Genomic DNA, 16,399 nt, shown 5'->3' on the forward strand with positions numbered 1-16,399 from the left:
CACTTCTCGCATCGCCGGAACGAAGACCAGCCGGCAGGCTGGCTATGAGTCCGCATAGCAGCGACAGGATGAAGGCCAACAGGAAACTGTGACCCGTCAGATCACCGCCCGCGCCAGAACAAGGCGTCAAGCTCCTTCATCGTGATCTGCCGCCAAGTCGGGCGACCATGGTTGCATTGGTCGGACCGCTCGGTGCGTTCCATGTCGCGCAGCAGCGCGTTCATCTCATCGATCGTCAGCTGACGATTGGCGCGCACGGCGCCATGGCACGCCATGGTCGACAGCAGCTCGTCTTGCGCGCGTTGGATCACGCTGCTCGCGTCGTACTGCGCCAGCTCGGCGAGCACGCTGCGCGCGAGTTCGACCACGTCTCCGCCGGCCAACGCGGCGGGACGCGAACGAACGGCCAGCGTCGTGGCCGACAGTACCGAGACGTCGAGCCCCAGTGTCAACAGGTTGTCGGCTTGCGCCTCGGCCGTGGCGATCTCTCGCGCTGTGGCCGCAAAGGTGGCGGGGATCAGCAGCGGCTGCGATTCGATCGCGGCGGCACCGAGGCTGGCCTTCAGTCGCTCATAGACGATGCGTTCATGCGCTGCATGCATGTCGACGATGACCAGGCCCTGAGCGTTTTCAGCCAACACGAACACGCCACCGATCTGAGCCACGGCCTTGCCCAGCGGCCAGTCACCCGCAGAAAGCGCGGCCGCAGCGACAGGCGTGGTCGGAACCGGCGATGCCTTCCAGGCGGCAGGCGCTTCTTGCGCGTACAAAACAGCAGCCTGCTCCAGGCCGAGCGACGCCTGCGACACCAGTGGTCGAAAGCTCGATGTGTAGCTCGGAAAATGGGACGCCGGTTCCATCGACGACACGGACCGCTGTGGCACCAAACTCGGCGCCGCCATGCTCCCAGCCTGTGACGGCGCGAGCCCAGCTTCCACCGCGCGCCGCACAGCTTGGTGCACCTCGCGCGAATCGCGAAAGCGCACCTCGATCTTGGTCGGGTGCACGTTCACGTCGACACGCTCAGGCGCGATTTCGATGAACAACACATACGCCGGCTGGCGCCCGCCGTGAAGCACGTCTTCGTAAGCAGAACGCACACCGTGCGCGAGCAGCTTGTCCCGCACATAGCGCCCGTTGACGTATACGTACTGCTGGTCGGCCCGCGTGCGCGCCGCGGCCGGGGTGCCAGCGCGGCCGGTGATGCGCAAGGGGCCAGCGGCGAACGACACCTCACGGCTCTCGGCGATGAAGTCATCTGTCAGCACCTCGCGCACGCGCTGGTCGTGGCCGGATGCACGGCGCCATTGCTGCACCAGCTTGCCTTCGTGCCACACCGCAAAGCCGACGTCGGGGCGCACCAACGCATGCCGGCGCACCGCTTCGATGCAATGCGCCAGCTCGGTGGCATCGGTCTTCAAGAACTTGCGGCGGGCCGGCGTGCTGAAGAACAGCTCCCGCACCTCGACACTCGTACCAACGCCACGTGCCGCGGGGACCAGCTCGCCCGAACGTGCGTCGATGCGCTGCGCATGCGCCATACCAGCAGTGCGGCTGGCGATGCTCAGCTCGGCCACCGACGAGATGGCCGCCAGCGCTTCGCCGCGAAACCCCATCGTCGACACATTTTCCAGCTCGTCGAGCGAGGCAATCTTGCTCGTCGCATGGCGGCGCAATGCGAGTGGCAGTTCATCGGCCGGAATGCCGGCGCCGTCGTCTTCGACCACGATGCTGCGCACGCCACCCGCCATCAGTTTGATCACCACCTCAGTGGCACCGGCATCGAGCGCGTTGTCCGCCAGCTCGCGCACCACCGAAGCGGGCCGCTCCACCACCTCGCCTGCAGCAATCTGGCTGATCAGCTCATCGGGCAGCTCGCGAATGGGACGGCGAGAACTAGGCTGCGGTACGGCATTCATCGCAGCATTGTATGAATCCAACCAGAGCGCTCCCCCGATAATGCGGCCCCATGGACATCATCGCCTTCATCCTCGATTTCATCCTGCACGTGGACGTGCACCTCGCCACTTTCGTGCAGACCTACGGCACCTGGGTTTACGCCCTGCTCTTCCTGATCATCTTCGTCGAGACGGGCGTCGTGGTGATGCCCTTTCTGCCTGGCGACTCGCTGCTGTTCGTGGTCGGCGCGCTGTGCGGCGCAGGGTTGATGAGCCTGCCGGTGTCGATCGGCTTGCTGATCGCCGCGGCCATCCTGGGCAACCAGAGCAACTATGCGATCGGGCGCTACTTCGGCCCCAAAGTGTTCCAGTGGGAGAACTCGCGCTTCTTCAACAAGAAGGCTTTCGAGCAGGCGCACGCCTTCTACGAAAAGTACGGTGGCGTCACCATCATCGCCGCGCGCTTCATGCCCTTCTTGCGCACCTTCGCGCCCTTCGTGGCCGGCGTAGCGTTGATGACCCGCAGCAAGTTCACGTTCTTCGACGTGAGCGGCGCCATCCTCTGGGTCGGCGGCGTGACGATGGCGGGCTACCTGTTCGGCAACATCCCGTGGGTCAAGGAGCACCTCGACAAGATCATCTGGGGCGCCATCTTGCTGCCCGGCGTGCTGGTGCTCTTCGGCGCGTGGAAGGCGCGGCGCAAGACACCAGCCACCGCTTGAACGGCCGCGCGGCCGAAGCTCAGAGCTGGCGCTGCCGCGCCAGCGGCGGGTTCTTCGCGAAGTAGCGCTTGATGCCCGAGGTCAGCGCGTCGACCAGCTGATCGCGGTACTCGTCGCTGCGCAGCTTCTTCTCCTCTTCTGGGTTGGAGATGAAGGCCGTCTCGACCAGGATCGACGGCACGTCGGGCGCCTTCAGCACGGCGAAACCCGCCTGCTCGACGCTGCCCTTGTGCAGATAGCCCACCTTGCGGATCTGCCCCAGCACCTCGCCGCCTAGCTTCAGGCTGTCCTTGATCTGCGCTGTCGTACTCATGTCAAGCAAGGTGCGCAGCACCGTCGCGTCCTTCGCCTTGATGTTGACGCCACCCACGAGGTCAGCAGCGTTTTCCTTGTCGGCCATCCAGCGCGCTGCGCTGCTCGTAGCGCCGCCTTGCGACAAGGCAAAGACCGACGCCCCACGTGCATGCGGCTTGAAGAACGCGTCGGCATGGATCGAGACGAACAGGTCGGCCTGCACCCGACGCGCCTTGCGGACCCGCTCTTGCAGTGGCACAAAGAAATCAGCGTCGCGCGTCAGCATCGCGCGCATGCCAGGAATGGCGTTGATGCTGTCGCGCAGCTTGAGCGCGACGGCCAGCACGACGTCTTTTTCTCGCAAGCCGGTGGGTCCCGTGGCGCCGGGGTCTTCGCCACCGTGCCCAGGGTCGAGCGCGACGATGATCAAGCGGTCGATGCGCGACTGCGTGATTGGCGGCGCAGAGGCTGCCGCCACAGGCGGAGGTGCCGAAGCCGCCGCACGCCCCGGAACGGGAGGCGCATTCATCTTGTCGATGAACTCGCCGAGCGCGTCCTGCACCGCTTGTGCCGCCTTCTGCTCGGCCTGGGCCTTGTCCTGAACCAGCGCACGCAGGGGGTCGCGTTCGTGTGTGGGGTGCAGATCGAACACCGCACGGTGCTGGTAAGCCGCCACCGGGGCCAGCGTGAAGAGCTGTGGCGCCGTGGCCTGCTTGAGGTCGATCACCAGGCGCACCACCCGCGGCTGGTTCTGGCCAACACGCACGCCCTCGATGAACGGATCGTCGGAGCGCACCTTGCCCACCAACTCGCGCAAGGTCGGGCTCAATTCCAGACCATCGATGTCGATCACCAGGCGCTGCGGGTTGTCGGCCATGAAGTGCTTGAGCGACAAGGGCGTGTCCGACTCCAGCGTGACCCGTGTGTAGTCAGCGGCAGGCCACACGCGGACGGCAACGATGCTGGCGCCGAAGGCCAGTTCATGTGCGCCCAGCAGCAAGGCCAGGCCACCCATGCCTCGCAAGGCGTCACGCCGCTTCATGAAGACGTACCCGCCGGCTCTGCGTCGGGCAGCAGCGCCAAGCCGCGGGTCGTGAGGGCATCGAATGTCACCCGGCGTTCGTCTCCATCCAGCGGAATGAGTTCCATGCGCAGGTCTGGCGTTGGTAAAAGTCCGGCTGCCTGCTCGGGCCATTCGGCCAGCTTTAGGCCGGGGCTCGCGAACACATCACGAAAGCCTGCGTCCTCGAACTCCTGCGGATCCTTGAAGCGGTAGAAATCGAAGTGCGAGACATTCAGGCCCGGCAACTCGTACCACTCCATCACGGCATAGGTCGGGCTCTTGATTCGGCCCTGCACGCCCAGGGCCTGCAGCAGATGCCGCACGAAGGTGGTCTTGCCGGCCCCGAGCGTCCCATGCAGTTCGATGAAGGCTTCGCGAAGCGCTGGCCTCTGCGCCAGCACCGAGGCGGTGGCGGTACAAGCGGCCTCGTTGGCCCAATGCACGGTGCGAGTTCCTAGAATCGACAAATGACGGTTGCTCGCGAGTTGAATGAAGAGGGCCTGCTCGAGCTGGTGACAAGTCTGCGCGAGTGGGCCAAGGCGCTGGGATTTTCCCAGATCGGTGTGGCCGATGTCGATTTGTCTTCGGCGGAGCCTGGTCTGCTGGCGTGGTTGAACAACGGCTTTCACGGCAGCATGGTTTACATGGCGACCCATGGCGTGAAGCGCGCTCGGCCGGCCGAGCTGGTGCCGGGGACCGTCCGCGTGATCACCGCCCGCATGGACTACCTGCCGCGACACACGCCCGACGACTGGCAGGCCATCGAGTGGAAAGGCATCGCCGATCCGTCGCAAGCCGGCATCTCGATGTACGCCCGTGGGCGCGACTATCACAAGGTCTTGCGATCGCGTTTGCAGAAGCTGGCCGAACGGCTGGCGCAGGCGGTGGGGCCCTTCGGTCACCGGGTGTTCACGGACTCCGCCCCCGTGCTTGAAGTGGAACTCGCCTCGCGCAGCGGCATCGGCTGGCGCGGCAAGCACACATTGGCGCTGCACCGTGAGGCAGGCTCCACCTTCTTTCTGGGCGAGATCTACATCGATCTGCCACTGCCCCTGTCGGAGCCGGTGACTTCGCATTGCGGCAGCTGCAGCGCCTGCATCGACGTCTGCCCGACGCAGGCCATCGTGGCACCTTACCGCGTGGATGCACGGCGCTGCATCTCCTACCTGACCATCGAGCACGACGGCCCCATCCCTGAAGAACTGCGCGCTGCCATGGGCAACCGCATCTACGGCTGTGACGACTGCCAGCTTGCCTGCCCCTGGAACAAGTACGCGCAACGCAGCACCCTGCCCGACTTCGACACGCGCGAGCCGCTGACGCATGCAACGCTGCTGCAGCTCTGGGCGTGGTCGGAGGATGATTTCTTGCGGTACACCGAAGGCGGTCCCATCCGGCGCATCGGCTACCAACGCTGGCGGCGCAATCTGGCTGTGGCGATGGGCAATGCGTTGCGGTCCGCTGAAGTCGACCACCGCGAGCTCTTGTCCCAGGGTTTACACCAGGCACTCGATGGCGCGAGTGAGCTGTTGCGCGAGCACATCGACTGGGCGCTGAACACCCAAAACGACGCTGCCGCATCGCTGAGGTGATGGGTTTTGGTGCACGATTGTCGGCGGTCGGTGGCATAGCAGTTGCAACCGGTGCACACAACTCAACCCAAGGATGCTCTCATGCCTCACCAGCCGGCTGTTCTGTCACCCTCCAGCAAACGTTTGGCAGTTAAACGCCTCCCCTTCTTGATCAGCTTGGCCCTTGCCGGTCTTTCGGCACAGGCTCAGGAGGTGAAGGCTCCCGACGCCGCGGCATCACAGGCGGCTCCCAACACTGGGGTTCTGGAGCGCGTGATCGTCACGGCCGAGCGCCGTGCTGAGAACGTGAAAGACGTGCCCTCGTCAGTCTCCACGCTCAGTGGCGAAAAGCTCGACATCATCAACTCCTCGGGCGAAGACATCCGCGTTCTGTCTGGCCGCGTGCCCAGCCTGAACATCGAATCTTCATTCGGCCGTGCCTTCCCGCGCTTCTACATGCGCGGCTACGGCAACACCGACTTCCGCCCGAACGCATCGCAGCCGGTCTCGCTCGTCTATGACGACGTGGTGCAGGAGAGCCCTCTGCTCAAGGGCTTCCCGATCTTCGACCTGGCTCGCGTGGAGTCGCTGGCCGGCCCGCAAGGCAGCCTGTTCGGCCGCAACACACCGGGTGGCGTCGTCAAGTTCGACTCAGTAGCACCGAGCATCGGCGCTACCGACGGCTTCGGCAGCTTCTCGTTCGGCACCTTCAAGACCACCAACATCGAAGCCGCCAAGAGCATCCCGATCAGTGACCAGTGGGCCGCGCGCGTGGCCGTGATGAACCAGTACCGCGACGACTGGGTCGACAACACCAACCCGAACGGCCCCACCCAGGAAATGGAAGGCTACAACGACGCTGCATTGCGCGTGCAGGCGCTCTACAAGCCCACCGGAGACTTCAGCGCCCTGTTCAACACCCATGCCCGCAACCTCAAGGGCACAGCACGCGTATTCCGCGCCAACATCTTCAAGCCCGGCACCAACGATCTGGTTGACGGCTTCGACGAGACCAAAGTGTCGACCGATGGTGTCAACGAGCAGGACATTCAGAGCTACGGCGGCAGCGCACGCCTGCGTTGGAACTTCGGTGACTACGCGCTGAATTCGATCACGGGCTTCGAGACGGTTCACACCTTCAGCCGCGGTGACATTGATGGCAGCTCCGGACCCTACTTCGGCACACCCGTGGTGCCAGGGCAAACGGTGGCGTTCCCGTCAGAAACTGCGGGCGGCCTGCATGGCCACCGCCAGTTCACTCAGGAGTTCCGCGTCGAGTCGCAATACAAGGCGCCGCTCAACTGGCAGGCCGGCCTCTACTACTTCAACGAGAAGTTCATCTCCAACAGCTATGGCTATAACAGCCTCGCTGCGGGAAATCCGCAGACCAGCTTGCTGACTGATGAGCAGAAGAGCACCTCCTGGGCCGCCTTCGGCTCATTGAGGTACAACATCACCTCCGACCTCAGCATGCGTGCCGGCTTGCGCTACACGCGAGACAAGAAAGACCTCGACAGTGACGCCACCGCTGGAATCAACACCAGCAACGGCACCACGGCCCACCTGAGCGATTCCAAGCCCACCGGGGACTTGAGCACCATCTACAAGCTGACACCCGATACCAACATCTATGCCCGGGTCGCCACCGGCTATCGCGGCTCCAGTGTGCAGCCTGCCTCGGCATTTGGTCCGCAGTCCATTGCCGGGCAGGAAAACACGACGTCCTATGAGGCCGGCGTGAAAGCCGATCTGTTCGATCGTCGCGCCCGTGCCTCCTTCACTGTCTTCCGCTACGACGTCAAGGATTTGCAACTCACCGAAGTGGGTGGCGCTGGCAACTCGAACACGCTCAAGGTGGCCGATAAGGCGATCGGTCAAGGCTTCGAAATGAACCTCGATGCGTACTTGACTGAGAATTTCCTTGTCACCTTCAGTGGCAGCTACAACGACACCAAGATCAAGGACCCGAATCTGACAGTCGCGGCTTGCGGCGCGCCTTGCACGGTGACGAACCCGTCGGCCGGTGGCGGCCAGTACTACATCGACGGCAATCCGCTGCCGCAGGCGCCTAAGTGGATCGCCAACGTCACTGCGCGCTACGGCATGCCCGTCGGCAACGGCGGCGAGGTCTTCGTTTACACCGACTGGGCCTATCGCAGCAAGGTCAACTTTCTCCTCTACGAGGCAGCCGAATTCACCGGCAAGCCTTTGCTGACCGGTGGCCTGCGTATCGGCTACAACTGGGATGGCGGCAAGTACGAAGTGGCCGCCTTCGGTCGCAACATCACCAACAAGATCGTCGCCGTCGGCGCCATCGACTTCAACAACCTGACTGGCTTCATCAACGATCCGCGGACCTTCGGGGTGCAGTTCAGAGCGGCGTTCTAAGCGCCGTTTGTAGACGCCTGCCGTCTTATCAAAGCGGCAGGCGCTCTATCACCGCCAACCAAAACGGGACGCTCACCATGCCCACCAAGGTGGACAAGGTGACGAGCCCCGCAACATAGGAGCCGTCGCCGCCCATGCGTGAAGCCAGCACGTAAGCGCTGGACGCCGTGGGGAGCGCCGCGAACAGCACGATGATGTGCCGCTGCGCGGGTGGCAACACCAGCAGCAAGGTCAGCCCGATCGCGATGACGGGCAGCACCAGGTGGCGCAGCATCAGCAGTACGGCCGCCAGGCGCGGCCCGCGTTGCAGGCCTCCCAGTCGCAAGCCGGCACCCACGGCCATCAGGCCGATCGGCAACGCGGTCACGCCGATGCGTTGCAAGGTCGTCGACACCGCCTCGGGAAACTGCAGCCCGGCAAAATTGGCAAGCAGACCGGCCGCCGTGCTCAGGATCAGTGGGTTGCGCGCGAGCTCTCGCGCATACGAATGGCCGCCCTGCCGGGCCAGCGGCCACACCGCTGCGATGTTGGCGATGGGCACGCACAAGGCAATGATCAATGCCATCCAGGCGACACCCTGCGGGCCACCGAGACGCTCGGCCAAGGCGAGCGCAATGAATGAGTTGAAGCGGAACACGATCTGTGCGCCCGAGCTGTGCAGGCGTGCGTCCACGCGGGGGACCAGCCGCAACGCGTAGGCCAATGCCACGCCGCACAGCATGATGCCGATGCCGCACAACGCGAGGTCAAGCGTCTGTGCCGGCTGCAGCGGGCTCTTGACGATCGAGTTGAACAGCAGCACCGGGAACAGCAGGTAGTACACCAGGCGCTCGGCGCTTTCCCACACGGGCCGGTCGAGTGCTGTGTAGCGGCACAGTACGAAGCCGCATACGATCAACAGAAAATCCGGCAGCAACAAGAGACCATTCGACATGACCTGAGTGTGCCAGCCGAGTTGCTGCGTAGTTTCCACACTCGCCAGCACGTCGCCGGACGGGCAGCATGCGCCCAAGTCGTATCAACCATTGCCAGGAGACAGCATGCACCGCAGAACCCTTCTCGCCACCGCCCTCGCCTTGTCAGCCGGGGCTCCTGCCGTGTGGGCTCAATCGGCCTACCCGACCAAGCCCGTGCGGCTGGTGGTGCCGTTTGCACCCGGCGGCACCACCGACATCGTGGCCCGCGTGGTCTCTGAAAAGATCAACGTGGCCTTGGGGCAGACGATGATCGTGGAGAACAAGGCCGGTGGCGGCGGCTCGATCGGCGCCAACGAAATCGCCAAGTCTGCCCCCGACGGCTACTCGCTCGGCGTGGCCACCGTGTCGACCACCGCGGCCAACCCGGCCATCAACCCGAAGATCCCGTACAACCCGATCACGGACTTCACGCCCATCATCAACATCGCGGCCACGCCGAACGTGATTGCCGTGCACCCGAGCTTCCCGGCGCGCGACTACAAGGGCTTTCTCGCCGAGCTCAAGAAGAACCCCGGCAAATACTCGTTCAGCAGCTCGGGCACCGGCGGCATCGGCCACCTGCAGATGGAGCTCTTCAAGAACCTCTCGGGCACCTTCGTCACGCACATCCCGTACCGCGGCGCAGGCCCTGCCCTCAACGACACCGTAGCCGGCCAAGTGCCGATGATCTTCGACAACCTGCCCTCGGCCCTGCCCTTCATCAAGGACGGCCGCCTGATCGCCATCGTCGTCGCCGCACCCACGCGCCTCGCCGTGTTGCCCAACGTGCCCACCTTCAAGGAAGTCGGCCTCGAAGGGGTCAACCGCATGGCCTACTACGGCATCTACGGACCGAAGGGCCTGCCGAAGGAAGTCGTCGACAAGGTCAACAGCTCGGTGAAGAAGACGCTCGAAGACCCGGCCGTGAAGAAGCGCATCGAAGACACCGGCTCACTCATCGTGGCCAACACGCCCGAGCAGTTCGCCGACCAGATCAAGGCCGAGTACGAGGTCTACAAGAAGGTCGTCGTGCAGCAGAAGCTGCAGCTGGATTAGAACGGCCCCCCAGTCGCTGCGCTCCTGCCCCCGAGGGGCGCCATCCAGCGGACCGGCAAAGCCGGCTCCGCGGATGTTGCTCTGTCACGCTTCGCTGCGCTGGCTGAGCTTTCGGATGCTCACAGCCCGCCCTGCTGAAGTACCGAGCCCTGGGCCCGTGTAGACGAATTCAGGTGCGATCATGAACACATGGCCGAGCCCGAACTGACCACCACCAGCCAACAGTCCATTGACCGCTTCATCGACGCCCTCTGGATCGAGGACGGCCTCTCGGCCAACACGCTCGCGGCCTACCGGCGTGACCTGACGCTGTACGCTCATTGGCTCGCGCAAAACGCCGAGAAGCCGCTCGACGCCACCACCGAGAGCGACCTCCGCGCCTATGCCGTGGCGCGGCATGCCGGCACCAAGACCACCAGCTCGAACCGGCGGCTCACCGTGTTCAAGCGCTACTTTCGCTGGGCGCTGCGCGAGCATCTTCTGCAGGTCGACCCCACGCTGAAGCTGCTCAGCGCCAAGCAGCAGCCGCGCAGCATCAAGCTGCTGAGCGAAGCGCAGGTCGAGACGCTGCTCAACGCGCCCGACGTCGATACGCCGCTGGGCCTGCGCGACCGCACCATGCTCGAGTTGATGTATGCGAGCGGGCTGCGCGTGAGCGAGCTCGTCACGCTGAAGAGCGTGCACCTGAGCTTGTCGGAGGGCGTGCTGCGCGTCACCGGCAAGGGCGCCAAGGAGCGGCTCGTACCATTCGGTGAAGAAGCCCATTCGTGGCTGACCCGCTACCTGGCCGAATCGCGCGCCACCATCCTGCACGGGCAAGCGAGCGACGCGCTCTTCGTCACGAACCGCGGTGGCCCGATGACGCGGCAGATGTTCTGGCAACTCATCAAGAAGCATGCGCTGCAAGGCGGCGTGGCCGTGCCTCTGTCTCCGCACACGCTCAGGCACGCCTTCGCGACGCACCTGCTGAACCACGGTGCCGATCTGCGCGCCGTGCAGATGCTGCTCGGCCACGCCGACATCTCCACGACCACCATCTACACCCACGTGGCCCGCGAGCGGCTGAAGTCGCTGCACGCACAGCACCACCCGCGCGGCTGACTCGCCTCCCTCGGAACCAGCTGCCACGGGCAGCGCGCGAGCTGTTCGAACCGGCGGCCTGAACTCCTGCAGCTGGCGACGGGTCACAGCAGCATGTTCCAATCGCGGTTGCCACCTCCAGAGCGCAACTGAAACGACACCACCATGGCCACGCTGAAACTGAAAAAGCCCGCCGGCCCACGCTCTGCCCCCGCCAAACCCGAGCGCGCGCCGGTACGCGGCAGCACCTCGGGCGTGAAGAAGCGCCCTACGCTGGCCGAAGCGCAAGCCTCGCGGGCCGAACGCGAGGCGCGCTACCAGGAGCAGCTGCGACAGCGCTTCGGCGACAAACCGCCAAGCAATTTCGTCCGCCGCGACGAGCAAGGCGCCGCAACCCGCCCGCCTCGGCGTGATGACCGAGCGCCGGATCCGCGTCGCCGCACGAATGCCGAGCCGTCTTTCGCACCCCAGCGCCAGGGGCGCGATGATCCGCGGCAAGGGGCAAGGCAAGATGCCCGACAAGAGACACGCAGAGACCCACGCGGCCCGGCGCCGGCCCCCTACAACGGTCCGCGCGACGACGGCCGCGGACCCGCGCCCCGCCGCGATGCCCGCGACGCCCCACGCTCGCGGCCAGCCGCACCCAGCGGCGGTAACACCGCCTTCGGGCCGCGCAACCACGGGCCGGCACCGCGCAAGCCCGCACCCCAGCGCCCACCTTCACGGCCTTCACGTCACTCCCACGACGATGACGACGACGAAGGCCCGTTCCACCCCGAGCAGCCGGGCACCATGCGCCTGTCCAAGCGCATGAGCGAGCTGGGCATCGCCTCTCGTCGCGAAGCCGACGAGTGGATCCCCAAGGGCTGGGTGCGCGTCGACGGCCGCGTAGTCAGCGAGCTGGGTTCACGCGTGCTGCCGGGCCAGCACATCACCATCGACGCCAAGGCACGCAATGCCCAGGCGATGAAGGTCACGGTGCTGATAAACAAGCCGGTCGGCTACGTCAGCGGCCAGGCCGAAGACGGCTACGAGCCCGCCTCGGTGCTGGTCACGCCTCAGAACCAGTGGCGCGAAGACCGCTCCGGCATCCGCTTCCTGCACAGCCACATGCGCGGGCTGGCACCGGCCGGCCGGCTCGACATCGACTCCGTCGGCCTGCTGGTGCTCACGCAAGACGGCCGCATTGCCAAGCAGCTGATCGGCGACGAGAGCGAAGTCGAGAAGGAGTACCTCGTACGAGTCAACACACTCGACGGCAACGCGTTGCCCGACAGCCAGCTCGCCCTGCTCAACCACGGCCTGGAGCTCGACGGCGAGGCGCTGCGCCCGGCGCAGGTGGAGTGGGTCAACGACGACCAGCTGCGCTTCGTGCTGCGCGAGGGCAAGAAACGCCAGATCCGCCGCATGTGCGAACTCGTGGGCCTGAAGGTGCTGGGCCTCAAGCGCGTGCGCATCGGCCAGGTGATGCTGGGCGACTTGCCGCCTGGCCAATGGCGCTACTTGCGCGGCGACGAGCGCTTCGCCGAGGTCCCCACGCCAACACCATGACGCGACGGCCGTTGCCCGCCCCGGCACCGGTGCGTCTGTGGATGGTCACGCTCGACGCAGTGCCCTCGGCAGCCGGCATCGCCAGCCTGTCGGAAGCAGAGCGAACGCGTGCGCAGCGCTTTGCCTTCGAGCATCTCAAGCGGCGCTACTTTGCATCGCATGTGGCGCTGAGAGAAACGCTCGCCGAATGCACCGGCGTGACAGCCGTCGATCAGCGCTTCACCGAAGGCCCGTTCGGCAAGCCGGCGCTGGCGAACGCAGCCTGCGCCTTCAACATGAGCCACAGCGACGATGTGGCGTTGATTGCCGTCGCACCAAGCGGCGAAATCGGCGTCGACGTCGAGGTGCTGCGGCCGGTCAACGACGCCATCGCGCTGGCCGAGCGCAACTTCACGCCCACCGAACACCAGCAGGTGCTGAATGCACCGCCCGAGCAGCGCGACCTCGTCTTCCTGCGCATCTGGACGCGCAAAGAAGCCTGCCTCAAGGCCGTGGGCAGCGGCTTCTCGATTGCAGCCGACTGCTTCGAAGCCGGGTCCGAGATCGCGCCACGGTGCGTGACGATGCCCACGCCAACAGGCACGGCGACCATGCACGTCGAGTCACTGCCCGAGGTCGACGGCTGCGTGCTAGCGCTGGCTTGGCTGCTGGAGGAAAGCAGGCTGTAGCGCGCGGATCAACGGCCAGCCTCGAGGCGCGCCAGCAGGTCGCTCGCCTGCGCCGCCCACTGCGGGTCCGTCAGCGCACGCCGTGCAGCCGCAGTGGCATCGTCGTTCTGCCCCAGCTCCATCAACACGGTTGCCAGATTCACCCAGGCGGCACCACTGCCGTGCCGCTCGGCCGCGGCGCGAAACACATCGGCCGCGCGGCGCTTGTCGCCAATCGCGTAGGCCGCATTGCCCAGGCCGATGTCGAGTGCGAGTTCGCCGGGCCAACGCTTCATGGCACTCTCGTACATGAGCAGCGCTTGCGCCGGCGTGGCGCTGCGTTCAAAGCCGACGGCGGCCTCCACGGCGGCAGCCGGCTGCGCGCTCACCGGCCACTCGCCGGGCTGGAGCGCCGCAAATGCCCAGAAGCCCGACCGCCCCCAGGTGTGYTCGAAGGTACGCAGCGGCATCGTCTCGCGCTGCGTCGTACCGGACCGCATCACGACCTCCGAGGCGTCGATGTCATAGCCAACCACCACCGCGTAGTGCCACAGCGGCGCAAAACTCAGGCCGAGGTTCTGCAACACCACGACCACATGGCCGGCGGCCACTTCACGGAGCACAGTTTCGAGCGTGCCGGGGACCAGCGTCGCGACCGCCCCGTGCCTGCGTGCACCGGCCAGCATCTCCGTCTGCAGACTGCCGCCGCGCGCCGGCAGGAACACCTCGTCGGCGAGCGCGCTTGGAACGGCTTGCACGCCAATGGCTCCCAGCGCCGTGGCCAGCGCCGCCGGGCCGCAGCGGTACTCAGTTTGGGGAAAGAACGGCGTCGCCACGAGCTCGGCCCGGCGCGGCAGGTCCCCCGGCGGCGCCGCCTTCAACGCTGCGGTCTGCACAGCGCAGCCCGGCAACCCAAGCAAGGCCGCGACCAGCAACGCGCAGCGAATCAGCACGCGTTCAACGATTGGAATGAATGAACGGGAAGATGTGGGTGTAGCCGAAGATGTCGGTGAACATCAGGATGACCAGCACGATGACGACGCTGCCGATCAACTCGCCCGCGCCAGCCGGTGCCTTGTCGATCTCGGTCGCGAGCTGAGTAACTTCCGCATCGGTCAGTGCGGCCACGCGCGCCTTAGCCTCGTCGACGCTGACACCGCGCTCGGCCAGCGACGCGGCCACGTCAGAGCGCTCCAGTGTGGCCAGCACCTGGGCGCGGCGGTCGGCGGCAGTGCGCAGGCCCGCGCTCGCGGCCACCTGCTCGGCGCTGATGAGACCAGCGGCGCCCGCGCTCTGCACGAGGCCCGAAAAACTGACGCAAGCCGCGACACAGAGGGCGATGAGACGACGGGTTCTTGCCACGAACTGCTCCTGAACGGGAAATGGAACGAATCGTAGCAATGCCAACGGCAAGAAGAAGTTCGAAGGAATCGCGCTCGGCTATGGCAGAGTGACGCACCCATGAAAACCGTGTTTGAAGCCTCCAGCGCCGTCGAAGCCCACATGCTGCAGGACGTACTGCGCCAGCAGGAGATCCCAGCCCACGTGCACGGCGAATTCCTGCCCGGCGCCGTGGGCGAGTTGCCGGCCGGCGGCCTGGTGCGGCTGGTGGTCGACGACGAGGACTACGAACGCGCCAAGGCCGCCATCGCGCGCTGGGAGGCCACAGCCATCGAGAAGACGCCCTCACCGCCCAGGCGCCCGTCCAGCGGGCTGTTCATGGCCCTGTGCGGCCTCGTGGTCGGCGTGGCGGGAACCTCGGCCTTTCTTCGTGCGCCCGCCTCAGGGGACGGCATCGACTACAACAGCGACGGCGTGCTCGACGAGCGCTGCACGCTCTCGCCCAGCGGCACGCTGCTCGAGACCAAGGTCGACCGCAACTTCGACGGCAAGATCGACTACGTCATCCACTTCAATGCGGCCGGCCAGACCGAGTCGGCCGACGCCGACGACAACTTCGACGGCAGCTTCGAAACCCACTACCACTACAAGAACGGCAACGTCGACCGCAGCGAGGTCGACACCAGTGGCGACGGCCTGCCCGACCTCAAGTCGTACTTCGTCAACGGCGTCATCCAGTCCACCGAATACATCAACGCCAGCACCGGCCTGCCGGTTCGCGTGGAGCACTTCGTGCTCGGCAGCGTGGTCACCGCCGAGGTCGACACCGACAACGACGGCAAGCTGGACACGCGCCTGACGTATTCGCCGATCCAGGAACTGCTGCGCACTGAGCCGCTCGGCCCGCCGCAATGACGCTGCGACGGCACCTTCTGACGGCCCTCGCCGTCACGGCCTTGCTGCTGCCAGGGTGGCTGCGAGCGCAAACGCTGAGCTTCACCTTCGACGACGGGCTTGACCCTCGCACGCAGGCCCAGGCAAGCCAGTGGAACAGCCAACTGCTGGCGGCCCTGGCGGCCGAGAACGTGAAAGCGATGCTGTTCCCGGCCGGCAAGATCGTCGGCAGCACCGAGGGCATGAAGCTCGTCGCCGACTGGTCCGCACGCGGCCACGCCATCGGCAACCACAGCTACTCGCACCAGGGCCTGGGCTCGAAGAAGATGAGCCTGGAGAACTTCGCGGCCGATGTGATGCTGGCCGACGAGATGTTCCGGTCGCTGCCGGGCTGGGTGCCGCGCCTGCGCTTCCCGTACCTGCAGGAAGGCGACACCCCCGCCAAGCGCGACGGCATCCGCGATTGGATGGGCGCGAAGGGTTATGAGCCGGCGCCCGTCAGCATCGTGACGAGCGACTGGTACTACGACGACCGCTTCCTCAAGTGGCGCAGCACCCACGCAGACGACGACCCGGCCCTCTTCCGCAAGGCCTATCTCGCCCACCTGCTGGACCGGGCCAACTACTACGAGCATCTGGCGCGCGAGCTGCTCGGCCGCAGCCCGGTGCACGTGATGCTGTTGCACACCAACGCCCTCAATGCCGCCTTCCTGCCCGCCGTCATCGCGATGTTCAAGTCCAAGGGCTGGAAGATCGTCAGCCCCGCCGAGGCATTCAGAGACCCGCTCTACACCGAGAAGCCGAGCACCCTGCCGGCCGGCGAAAGCATCGTCTGGTCACTGGCGAAGCAAGCCCAGCGGATCGGGCTCCGGTATCCGGCCGAAGACAGCGTGTACGAACAAACCACCCTGGATGCGCTCGGGCTGTAGCGCACACCT

At 65.7% G+C, this 16,399-nt stretch carries 15 protein-coding genes; 9 read left to right on the forward strand and 6 right to left on the reverse strand.

Translation table 11 applies throughout. The annotated features are described in order from the left end of the window. Window positions 1-101: 101 nt before the first annotated feature. The gene (gene mutL, locus AC1DYS_RS29675; protein ID WP_477905270.1) at window positions 102-1,919 is read right to left on the reverse strand and encodes a DNA mismatch repair endonuclease MutL; all 1,818 of its coding nucleotides are present in this window, start codon (window positions 1,917-1,919) and stop codon (window positions 102-104) included. A 50-nt stretch (window positions 1,920-1,969) separates the two neighbouring features. Between mutL and AC1DYS_RS29680 the strand changes: the two genes are divergently transcribed. Next, window positions 1,970-2,620, forward strand: coding sequence for a DedA family protein (locus AC1DYS_RS29680; RefSeq protein ID WP_477905272.1), 651 nt, complete (start codon window positions 1,970-1,972; stop codon window positions 2,618-2,620). A gap of 19 nt (window positions 2,621-2,639) precedes the next feature. Here AC1DYS_RS29680 and AC1DYS_RS29685 read toward each other — a convergent pair whose 3' ends face one another. Together AC1DYS_RS29685 and tsaE are read right to left on the reverse strand one after the other, a co-directional pair. Further along, a complete protein-coding gene (locus AC1DYS_RS29685) occupies window positions 2,640-3,956 on the reverse strand; it encodes an N-acetylmuramoyl-L-alanine amidase (RefSeq protein ID WP_477905274.1) in 1,317 nt (438 codons plus the stop codon). After that, window positions 3,953-4,420, reverse strand: coding sequence for a tRNA (adenosine(37)-N6)-threonylcarbamoyltransferase complex ATPase subunit type 1 TsaE (tsaE, locus tag AC1DYS_RS29690; RefSeq protein WP_477905277.1), 468 nt, complete (start codon window positions 4,418-4,420; stop codon window positions 3,953-3,955). Before tsaE ends, AC1DYS_RS29685 begins: the two co-directional genes overlap by 4 nt. Window positions 4,421-4,444: 24 nt before the next feature. Between tsaE and queG the strand changes: the two genes are divergently transcribed. Then, the gene (gene queG / locus AC1DYS_RS29695) at window positions 4,445-5,569 is read left to right on the forward strand and encodes a tRNA epoxyqueuosine(34) reductase QueG (RefSeq protein ID WP_477905279.1); all 1,125 of its coding nucleotides are present in this window, start codon (window positions 4,445-4,447) and stop codon (window positions 5,567-5,569) included. Between the two features lie 192 nt (window positions 5,570-5,761). After that, on the forward strand, window positions 5,762-7,936 hold the full coding sequence (locus AC1DYS_RS29700) for a TonB-dependent receptor (RefSeq protein WP_477905281.1): 2,175 nt from the start codon (window positions 5,762-5,764) through the stop codon (window positions 7,934-7,936). Between the two features lie 28 nt (window positions 7,937-7,964). Here AC1DYS_RS29700 and AC1DYS_RS29705 read toward each other — a convergent pair whose 3' ends face one another. Then, complete coding sequence (locus AC1DYS_RS29705; protein WP_477905283.1) at window positions 7,965-8,870, reverse strand: AEC family transporter; 906 nt, start codon at window positions 8,868-8,870, stop codon at window positions 7,965-7,967. A gap of 106 nt (window positions 8,871-8,976) precedes the next feature. On the opposite strand from AC1DYS_RS29705, the gene AC1DYS_RS29710 reads away from it, so the two are divergent. From AC1DYS_RS29710 to AC1DYS_RS29725, 4 genes are all read left to right on the forward strand, one after another. Continuing rightward, window positions 8,977-9,948 (forward strand): tripartite tricarboxylate transporter substrate binding protein BugE, encoded by a 972-nt coding sequence (locus AC1DYS_RS29710; RefSeq protein ID WP_477905285.1) that lies wholly within the window; start codon window positions 8,977-8,979, stop codon window positions 9,946-9,948. A 189-nt stretch (window positions 9,949-10,137) separates the two neighbouring features. Beyond that, window positions 10,138-11,049, forward strand: coding sequence for a site-specific tyrosine recombinase XerD (xerD, locus tag AC1DYS_RS29715; RefSeq protein ID WP_477905287.1), 912 nt, complete (start codon window positions 10,138-10,140; stop codon window positions 11,047-11,049). 144 nt (window positions 11,050-11,193) lie between these two features. Continuing rightward, entirely contained in the window at window positions 11,194-12,579 is a 1,386-nt protein-coding gene (locus AC1DYS_RS29720) for a pseudouridine synthase (protein ID WP_477905289.1), read from the forward strand. Then, window positions 12,576-13,247 (forward strand): 4'-phosphopantetheinyl transferase family protein, encoded by a 672-nt coding sequence (locus AC1DYS_RS29725; RefSeq protein WP_477905291.1) that lies wholly within the window; start codon window positions 12,576-12,578, stop codon window positions 13,245-13,247. The genes AC1DYS_RS29720 and AC1DYS_RS29725 overlap by 4 nt, the downstream gene beginning before the upstream one ends. An 8-nt stretch (window positions 13,248-13,255) precedes the next feature. Here AC1DYS_RS29725 and AC1DYS_RS29730 read toward each other — a convergent pair whose 3' ends face one another. Together AC1DYS_RS29730 and AC1DYS_RS29735 are read right to left on the reverse strand one after the other, a co-directional pair. Next, window positions 13,256-14,179: a PA2778 family cysteine peptidase gene (locus AC1DYS_RS29730; protein ID WP_477905293.1), complete on the reverse strand. Its 924-nt coding sequence runs from the start codon at window positions 14,177-14,179 to the stop codon at window positions 13,256-13,258. A 4-nt stretch (window positions 14,180-14,183) separates the two neighbouring features. Further along, window positions 14,184-14,588, reverse strand: a complete 405-nt coding sequence (locus AC1DYS_RS29735; protein WP_477905295.1) for a PA2779 family protein — start codon at window positions 14,586-14,588, stop codon at window positions 14,184-14,186. 99 nt (window positions 14,589-14,687) lie between these two features. Between AC1DYS_RS29735 and AC1DYS_RS29740 the strand changes: the two genes are divergently transcribed. Continuing rightward, on the forward strand, window positions 14,688-15,482 hold the full coding sequence (locus tag AC1DYS_RS29740) for a putative signal transducing protein (protein ID WP_477905297.1): 795 nt from the start codon (window positions 14,688-14,690) through the stop codon (window positions 15,480-15,482). After that, window positions 15,479-16,390 (forward strand): polysaccharide deacetylase family protein, encoded by a 912-nt coding sequence (locus AC1DYS_RS29745; RefSeq protein ID WP_477905299.1) that lies wholly within the window; start codon window positions 15,479-15,481, stop codon window positions 16,388-16,390. The genes AC1DYS_RS29740 and AC1DYS_RS29745 overlap by 4 nt, the downstream gene beginning before the upstream one ends. The last annotated feature ends 9 nt before the right edge of the window (window positions 16,391-16,399 follow it).

Source organism: Rhizobacter sp. P2_G4 (genome assembly GCF_056403575.1).